Annotated in this window: 14 protein-coding genes; 9 read left to right on the top strand and 5 right to left on the bottom strand. The window is 40.2% G+C overall.

Annotated elements, in window-relative coordinates; all coding sequences use genetic code 11:
- Positions 1 to 552: 552 nt before the first annotated feature.
- The 3 genes from H6G92_RS36905 to H6G92_RS36895 all read left to right on the top strand — a co-directional run bounded on the left by H6G92_RS36905 (position 553) and on the right by H6G92_RS36895 (position 2066).
- Positions 553 to 813: a hypothetical protein gene (locus H6G92_RS36905; RefSeq protein ID WP_190901583.1), complete on the top strand. Its 261-nt coding sequence runs from the start codon at positions 553 to 555 to the stop codon at positions 811 to 813.
- A gap of 40 nt (positions 814 to 853) precedes the next feature.
- Positions 854 to 1018, top strand: a complete 165-nt coding sequence (locus H6G92_RS36900; RefSeq protein WP_242059486.1) for a hypothetical protein — start codon at positions 854 to 856, stop codon at positions 1016 to 1018.
- 295 nt (positions 1019 to 1313) lie between these two features.
- Positions 1314 to 2066 (top strand): SDR family NAD(P)-dependent oxidoreductase, encoded by a 753-nt coding sequence (locus H6G92_RS36895; protein WP_190901581.1) that lies wholly within the window; start codon positions 1314 to 1316, stop codon positions 2064 to 2066.
- Positions 2067 to 2212: 146 nt separating this feature from the next.
- On the opposite strand, the gene H6G92_RS41430 is transcribed toward H6G92_RS36895, so the two are convergent.
- A complete protein-coding gene (locus H6G92_RS41430) occupies positions 2213 to 2467 on the bottom strand; it encodes a hypothetical protein (RefSeq protein ID WP_449289988.1) in 255 nt (84 codons plus the stop codon).
- Between the two features lie 317 nt (positions 2468 to 2784).
- Between H6G92_RS41430 and H6G92_RS36885 the strand changes: the two genes are divergently transcribed.
- Positions 2785 to 3072 carry a Mo-dependent nitrogenase C-terminal domain-containing protein gene (locus tag H6G92_RS36885; RefSeq protein ID WP_190901579.1) on the top strand — a complete coding sequence of 96 codons (288 nt, stop codon included), beginning with the start codon at positions 2785 to 2787 and terminating at the stop codon, positions 3070 to 3072.
- 58 nt (positions 3073 to 3130) lie between these two features.
- On the opposite strand, the gene H6G92_RS36880 is transcribed toward H6G92_RS36885, so the two are convergent.
- A complete protein-coding gene (locus H6G92_RS36880) occupies positions 3131 to 4681 on the bottom strand; it encodes an FAD-binding domain-containing protein (protein WP_190901577.1) in 1551 nt (516 codons plus the stop codon).
- A gap of 473 nt (positions 4682 to 5154) precedes the next feature.
- Between H6G92_RS36880 and H6G92_RS36875 the strand changes: the two genes are divergently transcribed.
- Positions 5155 to 5661: a hypothetical protein gene (locus tag H6G92_RS36875; protein ID WP_190901575.1), complete on the top strand. Its 507-nt coding sequence runs from the start codon at positions 5155 to 5157 to the stop codon at positions 5659 to 5661.
- Between the two features lie 20 nt (positions 5662 to 5681).
- On the opposite strand, the gene H6G92_RS36870 is transcribed toward H6G92_RS36875, so the two are convergent.
- Positions 5682 to 5870 carry a hypothetical protein gene (locus tag H6G92_RS36870; RefSeq protein ID WP_190901573.1) on the bottom strand — a complete coding sequence of 63 codons (189 nt, stop codon included), beginning with the start codon at positions 5868 to 5870 and terminating at the stop codon, positions 5682 to 5684.
- A 344-nt stretch (positions 5871 to 6214) separates the two neighbouring features.
- Positions 6215 to 6793, bottom strand: a complete 579-nt coding sequence (locus H6G92_RS36865) for a dihydrofolate reductase family protein (RefSeq protein ID WP_190901571.1) — start codon at positions 6791 to 6793, stop codon at positions 6215 to 6217.
- Between the two features lie 305 nt (positions 6794 to 7098).
- Between H6G92_RS36865 and H6G92_RS36860 the strand changes: the two genes are divergently transcribed.
- The 3 genes from H6G92_RS36860 (at position 7099) to H6G92_RS36850 (ending at position 8673) form a co-directional block, all read left to right on the top strand.
- On the top strand, positions 7099 to 7374 hold the full coding sequence (locus H6G92_RS36860) for an HU family DNA-binding protein (RefSeq protein ID WP_190901569.1): 276 nt from the start codon (positions 7099 to 7101) through the stop codon (positions 7372 to 7374).
- A gap of 192 nt (positions 7375 to 7566) precedes the next feature.
- Positions 7567 to 8052 carry a hypothetical protein gene (locus H6G92_RS36855; protein ID WP_190901567.1) on the top strand — a complete coding sequence of 162 codons (486 nt, stop codon included), beginning with the start codon at positions 7567 to 7569 and terminating at the stop codon, positions 8050 to 8052.
- A 288-nt stretch (positions 8053 to 8340) separates the two neighbouring features.
- Positions 8341 to 8673 carry a hypothetical protein gene (locus tag H6G92_RS36850; protein ID WP_190901565.1) on the top strand — a complete coding sequence of 111 codons (333 nt, stop codon included), beginning with the start codon at positions 8341 to 8343 and terminating at the stop codon, positions 8671 to 8673.
- A gap of 29 nt (positions 8674 to 8702) precedes the next feature.
- On the opposite strand, the gene H6G92_RS36845 is transcribed toward H6G92_RS36850, so the two are convergent.
- The gene (locus tag H6G92_RS36845; RefSeq protein ID WP_190901563.1) at positions 8703 to 9263 is read right to left on the bottom strand and encodes a calcium-binding protein; all 561 of its coding nucleotides are present in this window, start codon (positions 9261 to 9263) and stop codon (positions 8703 to 8705) included.
- Between the two features lie 370 nt (positions 9264 to 9633).
- Between H6G92_RS36845 and H6G92_RS36840 the strand changes: the two genes are divergently transcribed.
- Positions 9634 to 9891, top strand: a 258-nt coding sequence (locus H6G92_RS36840) for an FAD-dependent oxidoreductase (RefSeq protein WP_190901561.1), incomplete at its 3' end; no start/stop codon positions are given.

Raw genomic sequence — 9891 nt, 5'->3', positions numbered from 1 at the left:
CGGTTGAAATTCTCAATCAGGGTTTAAAAGATTTGGTTGAGGAAGCTTCTAAATATAAAAAGTCACAGTGATTCGCGAATATCATTCGCGAACCAATTTCCCCTTTCCACATCCCGTGAAAAGTCAGGTTAACTCAAATTATCTATCTTGTACTCAAGAACCGATTGATTAACTCATTCTATTTATTTTATTTAGGAGCGATCGGTGCAAGTCTACTAAGTGATCGCTCTTAACCTGATATGTGCATTCTGTCAATTTGGCTGATTCAATCTGCCCTGATATTCCTTAACGCAGAGAAGCAAGTGGTTCTACCAGACCTTCACGGTGACTTTGGGTTCTATAACTTAATACAAGTGTCAAAAACGACTTAAGCCACGTTTAGTTGCTTCTGCAATGCGTTGCCCAAAGCGTACTGAGGTAAGGTAATCACCAGAATCTAGCACTGCTTCCGTTTAAGCATATTGCTTGAGTTGTAATTCTGTTATTTTGGGAATACTCGCCTAGCCGTGTAACTGCAACTAGAAAATAATTTTTCTCAAAAGCCAGGGATTTATGAGCAAAAATAAAAATGCTGGATATATTCTTGTATGTGTTGGTGCTATTGGCATATTTAGCTTAATTTTAGGGAGCATCTTTGGGATACAGACTCTATTTTTCTTATGTTCATGGAGTACAACTCAAGGAAATTGCTCCTTGCCAATAGCAATATTATTAGTAATTACTTTTGCCCTTGCTGTCATATTCATAATGATATTAAAACACGGTATAAAAAAGCTGAAATATAGAAAAGTTTATCCTGACCAAGATACTTAAAATTTCAGATTTTTTTCAATACCTTTGCTATTTTACAGTTGTGTTGTCAGCACCAGTGGTTGTTGCAGGATTCAATGCCTTATTTAGCATGAGTATTGCAATGCCGATAGTACAATCGCTACTCCGTCATGCTCAAGCTGGTGGTCTTAGTGAGGAAGCTGTTAATGCTTACCTAAATACGTTCGGTGGATCTGCGCCTGCTTAAAATTTGTAATGACCTGTAATATTAGTCGCTCTCTAGGCGATCGCTCTACACAGTATCGTCCATCCAGCCACATTCTGAGTTTGGACAATTCCAGTGTATTCTTGAGGTGCAATCGCGTTCATACTCAGCACCACATTTGGGACATTTGCCAGTAAGCAACGGATGCCAATCAAGCAACTCTAACTATTGCTGTTGTGTCCAGCGTGGTCGAGGCTGTATAATCAACTCGCCATTGTAATAGGTTGCTCTCTGGAACTGACAATGAGTACAGCGTTGATTCGCAGGGGATAAGCCAGTGACCGAATTCGCAAACAAGATAGCTATTGTCACTGGTGCAGCCAGAGGTCTTGGCGAAGCCATTGCCGTCAATCTGTACAAAAACGGTGCGCGGGTCGTTCTGGCAGACATCAATGCCGAAGGAGCGCAGGAAGTAGCTAGGCGGTTGGATTCATCTGGCAAGCGGACACACGTTATTGAAACTGATGTGTCTGACTATCGCGCTGTGGAGGCAATGGTAGCCGAAACGGTGGAGCGATTTGGCGGGTTGAACCTAGCAGTCAATAATGCTGGCTTTACCGGGCCGCATGGGATTAATACTGCCGATTATGAGATTGAATGGTGGCATCGTGTGATTGCGACTAATCTTAACGGCATTTTTTTTGGGCTGAAATACGAAATTCCAGCAATGATTCAAAGCGGTGGTGGGGCAATTGTGAATATGTCATCTGCCGCTGGTGCGGTCGGAGTGGCGGGTATTGCTCCCTATGTCACTGCCAAGCACGGCATTATCGGTCTGACAAAGGCAGCAGCATTGGAATATGCAAACCAGGGCATCCGGGTGACTGCAATCGGGCCAGGTTATGTTGATACACCTCAGATGCAAGAGTTACCAGAGTCAGCGCGAAAGCAGATGGCTGACTTGCACCCTTTAGGTCGCCTTGCACGAACCGAGGAAGTCGCGGACATGGTTAGCTTCCTCTTGTCGGAGCAAGCCTCTTTCGTCACAGGCAGCTTCCACTTGATAGATGGTGGTTACACTGCTGTGTGATTACTAATCAATCGACTTGCGTGCGATCGCAATACATAATTTTCTTCTTTCATTTATTTCTTTAACTACTTATTTTTAGCGAACTAAACACTTGAGAAACTGCCAATATTTGCAAGACTTCAGGGTAATTTATGAACTCATGTGAATTAGTGGATGCTGTAACGGCAAGAACCAACGTTATAAAAAAGCAAAAAGCAAGCCGATGAAATCATCAGTGCTTTTTTATCAGTCGTTACTGAAGCTGTAGCTAATGGTGAAAAGTTAATGCTCATTGGTTTTGGGTCATTCGAGCGGCGGGTAGCTTGCCGCCTTCGGCATCGCTGTGAACGCTCAGGGCGTAATCCCAAAACCAATGATTTTTCAAGACAGGATACGTGACTGTTGAATTGCAGATGTTGCATAAAGCGATCGCAGTTTTGATTTTTGACGCTAAACCTCGAAGTAGAAAACAGTAATCGTTACAGAGACAACAGGTGCGTAAACATTTGCGTAGCCCCTTGAAGTAAAGATTACGCTCCTGCTTCCTCAGACACTACCTTTGCTCGTAATATTTGTTATATAAAATACAATTGCTTACTTATTTTAGATTTTAGGGAATTTTACTGAGATTTCAATTAGCTTTCTTGAAGCCAGGGAATAGTTTCGTAAATTTACGATGTTTTTCTCTGAAGATAACTGTCATTTTAGAGGAACAGATTTCGGGAAAGAGAGTTGATATATGAATTTACCTACGCAAGACCATTTAAATAACAGCTTATTAAACCAGATCCGTTATCAGGTTGAAAGATTAGAAATTCATAATCCCAAATTAGCCAGACTATTATGTAAACTAATTCCATCTCACTGTCCTTTTGAAAGAACTGTATCAATTTTAGGACGGACACTTTTTCACATTCCCCCATTATGTAAAATCAATCCTCTCTATGAACAAATAATTGGTCTTCGTTACAAGTGTTTGTTGTATTTAGTAGATGAATGTGGCGAAGACGCGACAAAGTATTGTTGAATGGTGATTTTATTTAGTAAAAAGAGAGAGGAGCTTGGTTTAAAATCTAGATAATGCTTTACTCCTGCAACTCAGTAAGCTTTTTTTGATATTCTTTGTACTCTCTGTCTTGATGCTGCCAGTATTTCTCAACTGTTATTTTAGCAGCGTTTGCATTATTGTATTCATCTCCACCTTGGCTTAATAATCGCTGTTTGGTTTGCTTTCGTAAGTCAGAAACAACTTTGCCATTAACTTTACGCGTCTTTGACCAATCTAAAATTGGTTGTGGATAATAACTATTGTTAATGTATTTCTCCTGTTCAATTTCTGGTAAACTATAGCCCCGCAGTTCCGGTATCCAGTGGTAAATAAAGTCTCCTTGAGGGTCTTTTTCAGCAATATTCTTTGACGGATTATAGATGCGAAAAGTATCACTAAGTGGATTAGTTACACCAGCTTGCATCTGCCATTGCCAATTATTAATTGCTAAATCTCCATCTACTAAATAGTTCATGTAGTGTTTAGCTCCGTGATGCCATGAAATCCCACAATTGATAGTTAGGAATGTCGCGCACATTGCCCGCATCCGAAAATTCATCCAACCCATTGTTTTGAGTTGTCGCATACTGGCATCAACCAATGGAAAGCCTGTCATTCCTTGTTGCCACGCCTGAAATAATTCTTGTTTTGCTCCTGATAACGCTGATAGGGTATATAATTGATCAAATTCTGGGTAACGGTTAGTGTAAGCAATTTCTGGATGGAAATAGAGTCGTGCAGTAAAACTATCATGCCAACGCAAACGGTCTCGAAATGTTTTGAGGGAGAATTCTGCTTTGGGTTGAGCTTTTAATTCTTCTGCTGAGGCTTTAGTACTTTGGTAAACAGTACGAGTTGAAATAGTCCCAAAAGTTAAGTGTGGTGATAAATGAGATGTTGCCCCAAGCTGCGAGAGCATTGGGCGAGAAAGTTTCCAATGGTAGCCAGAGTATCTTTTTTTGAGAAAAGAGTCTAGTTTAGCTTGTGCTTGTGTTTCGCCCCCTGGAAAGTAAACTTTCCCTACTGCCCAAAAGCGATGGTATTTCTGTTTAAGTTCTTTAAATGTTAGCTCTGGTAGATTGAGTGTAATTTGAGGCGTATTAATAGTTGTTGGTGTTTTATACTGGGATTGTCTTTGATAGGTGTAGTATTCGTTAAACCACTCGTCACGTTGCTCTGCTGATTGCAGAAAGTTGTTTAGTCCAATGTGGTAGTCAAGGTTTAACTGCTTGTAAAAATCAACTATAGTTTTATCCCGGCTGATACCATACTCTACCTGTACATCACGGCTAAAGAAAAGTTTGGGTTTATATCCTGCAATAATTAATTGCCTAGTCAACTCTTGCACGATGTCTGTAGAATTACCTTCAAATAAGTACAGCCGACTACCTAATTTTTGCAGATTTGAATCGAGATTTTCCAATGACTCAAACAAGAAGTGGATTCTAGCATTTCCGACATCAGTCCAGGTATAAAACCAAGGGTCAATAATGAAGAATGGCAGAACTCTTGCATCATTACCAGATGAAGAGGTGACAATTTCATTATCAGTTAAACGCAAATCTCGACGAAACCATAGAAGGTGCATAAAGGTGCATAGTTTAATTTACTACTACTATAATACATTTGTACCAGCAGATGATTTTGCTGTCGAAGTTGAGTATTTATAGCAGCTGTAAACTATCCTGATTGCGCTGACTTTACACAGTGCAGCGAACCGAATAAGTAAGTTCTAGTTATAAAACTGCAAGGGGAGCGGATGTAGGGCAATATTTAAAAGTTAAAAGTTTACATGAGGGCAGATGTGCCCTCATTTTTAAGATGGATATCAGGTAAGTGTGCGTTAGAATTGAATTAGTGGCAACTTGACTGATTTGAAGCTAGATTAAAGAATTAAGGGTAAAAGTTGCTCACAGGGCAAAGTTTAATAATTGGGTCATTGATAAGTTTTTTATACAGCATTCGTGGTAAGCAATCAAAATACTGTCAAAGAAACTGTATGCAAACGGTATAACCCATAACTAACGATGTACAAGATTAATATTTACAGGCTTTAAAAGTATGGCTAAGGTAACAATTTCAATTGGGCTAACTGATACAGAAGTCAAAGCTTTATCGGCAATGCAGATTTCCGAAAATGAGTCATTGAATCATACAGCGACAAGATTGCTCCAGGGAATTCTGGGTCAGACAAAACCTAGGCTAACGTTATCTAATGGTGATGAGATTAAGGAAATAGTTAAACAGGAAATAAATGCTTTACCTGCGTCTACAACTAATGGGGAGGAGATAAAACAGGTAATTAGGCAGGAATTAGCCGAAGCGATCGCTCAGATAAAAGGCTTAATGAATCAGCGTAATGGTGAAGTTGCTCTACCTACACAAGAGGTTGTTTCTGTTGAGCAGCAAGTCCTACCAGATTATTTAGCAATACGCGAAAACGTCCTTTCTAAGTTGAAAACAGGTAAGCAGTCAGCAGCCAAGGCAATTGACGCTTTTATTGAGGAACTGGGTGCTGTCAAAGAGCAACAACAGCCAGCAACAGTGGAATTAGATGTAGCTAGTTAGAATTTTCGTGCTGGCGACTATTAACCAGTCAACTTAATCACGCCTTGGCTGACTAAATGTTCAAGCTGAGAATGATGCTGTGTTTGCTCCCGTAGCAACTTGAGTTGCTCGTAAGTGAGAATGTGTAATCCGGGACGGACAATATAACCTTGAATGGTAATGCTTTGTGGCTGCTGGCTATCGGTGCGGTTGTAGGAAATTGAAGGCATATTTACAATTATGTAAGTTATAACTGATTAGTAGAAGAAAGTTTAATTCTTCATTCTCTTACAGCTTCACACAGTTTCCTCTTAAAAGGTGATCATAGGATCAGTCAAAGCTAAAATATGTAGGACATTCTCAATAGAAGCGCTTTACAGTCCTAGCCAAGATGAACCAAATAGCAATGAAAATTCACCATTAATTGCAGTTCATAATCCGGTTTATACTGTGCAATAAAAAACTGCTCTAGACGAAAGTTGGAGCAGTTTTTGAGAGAAGTAAATTGTATTAAGACAATTAATATTGTCTCCGATTTATTCATAGTAAGTACAGTCATTTAATACTATTCATCTCATGTTTCTTTGCGTTTTAGCTCGTAATTAAGAACAACAATCCCACAGTCAAATGATGTAGCTTTTACTAATGTCAGATATTGTTTGCTGTCAAGTTCTTTAAAAATTGTCATTCCGTCACCAATTGCAACTGGATTAATGAATAAATGAAACTCGTCAATCAATCCTTGTTTGATTAGAGCCGATACAAAGGTCGCACCGCCATAAGCGATAATGTCGTTACCATCTTGTTTTTTTAATTTAGTGATTTCGTCAACAAGATTGCCTTTTGCTAAAACGGTATTATCCCATTCTGACTTATCAAGCGTTTTGGTAAAAACAACTTTGTGTGTGTTCGTAAATTTCTTACCGGCTGTAAACTCCGGGTCATCAGGATTTGCAGCCACGCTACCCCAGTAAGGAATGAACCCTTCGGCAAGTTTTCGTCCAAGAATAATGCAGTCAACAGGTTCAGTTATATTTTTGACATATTGTTTTAATTCGTCGTCCCAATTCCACGCCATAAAGTCCATTTCACCCTTTAGTCCGGCGATGTATCCGTCAACGGTCATTTGTATTTGAAGTTTTAATTTTCTCATTGTCGTATTCTCCTTTGTAATGAATTAGGTTTATATTCAGCCTCTTTATAGTACATAAATACTATATGAATATCTTATCTCTTGTGGCTGAATATGAGGATGGATTTACCTAACCGAAAATAAAACCGTTACACCAATTAGACGGTTCTGGAGCAAAATAGCGATTATCTATCGTGCAAAATCGACACAGTAGTAGCCGTGCATTGTTAATTTTCGTATGCTGCTAGAAATTATTCCTTTTCCCCTTTCTGAATAAGAGGTAATAATGCTAGATTTCGATTACTTGCAATGATTCAGGGCGATTTATGAACAAAGGTGAACTAGTTGATGCTGTAGCAACAAAGGCCAACGTCACAAAAAAGCAAGCCGATGAAGTCATTAGTGCTTTTTTGTCAGTCGTTACCGAAGCTGTAGCCAATGGTGAAAAGGTAACGCTCATTGGTTTTGGGTCATTCGAGCGACGCGATCGCTCAGAACGCGAAGGGCGTAATCCGAAAACCAATGAGCCAATGACAATTCCGGCGACCAAAGTCCCTGCATTCTCTGCTGGGAAACAGTTTAAAGAAAAAGTAGCGCCATAAATGAATTGCTTTACCACTGGCTATCCAATCCGATGCAAAGCCACAATCGATTAATTCAAGTATCGAATCGACTATGAAACTTTGACTGCTTCTTAGGGAGTATGTCAATACAATTCTGGTATTACTCCCGTACCAACAAATCTGTTTCTGTTAAAATCGCGTCTTCCAGCACGTAAATTTTGAGGCAGTGCCATGTGTGCAAAGGGATTTGGACAACCCCAACCCACTAAAATCGATAAACTTATTGAATCTGCGGTGCGTTATTGCCACAAGCGACACCCAGAAGACCTAGACAGCATCTTTGATAATCTACCTGTCAACCTCAACCAACGAGTAGTAACGGGGATTTTGGCAGCATTGCAGAAAGATATTGACACTTTGAGTTGGTTTTGCGGCTATATGGCATCAGAAATCAACCGCAGTGAGGACAACCAAAAGCCTCATCATCCCATCGCCGAACTTAGCAAAACTCTGATTACATCGGGGATGGAACCGTTTACTGATTTTATGCCTTATCCTGGTTGCCGCCTCGTCATACTCAATTCGGAAAAATTTGAATCATTACCAGAGTCAGTTCAAACCATAGTGCAGCAAGCTTTTGATATTAGAGAAAGTAGTGGGACAGAGGCACAAAGGATAAATGATGCGTTGCTACAAGAGTTAATGGTTCAGGAGTAAAAAATTGGAATGTGAAAGAGTACCTGCACGCCAACTCTTGAAGACGCTTTGCGTAGCAATATCCACGTTCGCGGAGCGTGCCTAGGCAAGTGGTACGGTATAAAGCATAAATGAGCCACCCTACCCAAACGGTTGCCCCCAGCGCTCTCCATTATTTTGATTAAATGGCGACACCGAATAGCCCGCCGCAGGCATCGCCAATTCCAAATTAAACTCAATTCCAACTCCTGTCGTGCGATCGCTGTGTTGATTTTGGGCATTTTAAAATAGCGTTTCCTAAATACAGCTATGTTTAAAGGATTTGGTCGTAGTAAGAAAAAACCAGTTCTTGAGGAAAATGAACTGACTACAGGTATTGTGCAGCATCCTATTACAAAACTTTGGCAGACTTGGATTTCATTTACCGGCCACGATATTCAGTGCATTACTGCCCATAATCAGCGAGAGGATGCTAATAAAATAGCGAAACAGATTGCTGATGCTTGGAGTGAAGGGAAATACAAAACTGGGGAAGAGGTGACAGCTTTTATTAAATCTCTGCCGACTGATGCTGTCATAGACCCATTACCTCAAAATATTGTGATGCAACTGAGCAAACAGGCATTAAGCGCAAGGAAGTAAAAAAGAGCGATGGATTTTTAAGATGAGTTTCAGACAGTTAAGAAATAGCTGGCATTAAGGCTGAGGTTGCTAGAGCCTTGAATGATAGCAAGTAATTCAGGACTAGTTTCATTCAGAAATAAGGCTGTACCCGTAGCTAAACCAGTTGGTACTGCTCCCAAGCTATAGCTCGATTTGGAGCCAGACAATAGAAGCGTATCTGACAAAGCATCAAAATCAGCAATTATAGCGTAGTCGCCCAGTCCGTCCGTACTAGCATTACTATCGCTGTAGAAGACACTTACAATAGTACCTAAGACAAACTGATCGCTGCCGGAGCCACCAGTTAAAAGGTCAACTTCAGCAATACCTCTTGCTACTGAATCTGCTCCAGTGAGTACGTCGTCACCTTCATCTCCAAACAGGCGATCGCTGCCAGTGCCACCGAAAACAGAATCATTCCCACGTCCACCATAAACAAGATCGTTACCACTGTCGCCGAAAACAGAATCGTTACCATCACCACCTGTAATGTAGTCAATTCCTGCATTACCACGGATAGTATCATTGGCTGCACCACCCGCTTGGGTATCGTTGTTAGCAGTACCCACAAGATTGAGAGCAACAATACGTTTATTATTTTTAGTACTGGCATCGTTCTGCCCAGTAAATCCAGCATTGAGTCTCTTAAAGGCTAACCAGTAGGTTGCTCAATTAGTCACAAATTTATTAGATATTGTACTAAGAAGCTCATCTATCATTGAGCTAGTACTCAAAAATAATCACTCATTTTCGGAATTATTAATACTGCTTATACCTAGTTTTTAATCAAAAACTATTAATAAACAATTTTTGTAGCAGCAAATGTCAAAGGCTAAGAATTCCTTAACGCTGCGTCAGCCCAAAATTGTCCCAATTAATATTAGTAATGTGCAAGACAATGCATTTATTTTGTAGTACAAAAAATCGAGATAACCTTTAATGAACAACCCATTAGCGAAAAATGATACGAACATTTTAGTAATTGGAGCAGGAGTCAGTGGTCTAACAACTGCTATATGTCTAAGAGAGGCGGGTTTTAATGTTGTGATTGTTGCAGATCGTTTTGCTCCAGATTTAACCTCTATTGTGGCAGGTGCATTATGGGAATGGCCTCCAGCAGTCTGTGGTCGTCATGGATCTCCGAGATCGCTGGAACGCTCTAAAGACTGGTGTATGACTACCTATAATAAATTCAAG

Source organism: Nostoc foliaceum FACHB-393, from assembly GCF_014698505.1.
Classification (GTDB): Bacteria; Cyanobacteriota; Cyanobacteriia; order Cyanobacteriales; family Nostocaceae; genus Nostoc; species Nostoc foliaceum_A.
The sequence above is the reverse complement of the archived record's forward strand: the minus strand, read 5'-3'. Positions and strand labels throughout refer to the sequence as shown.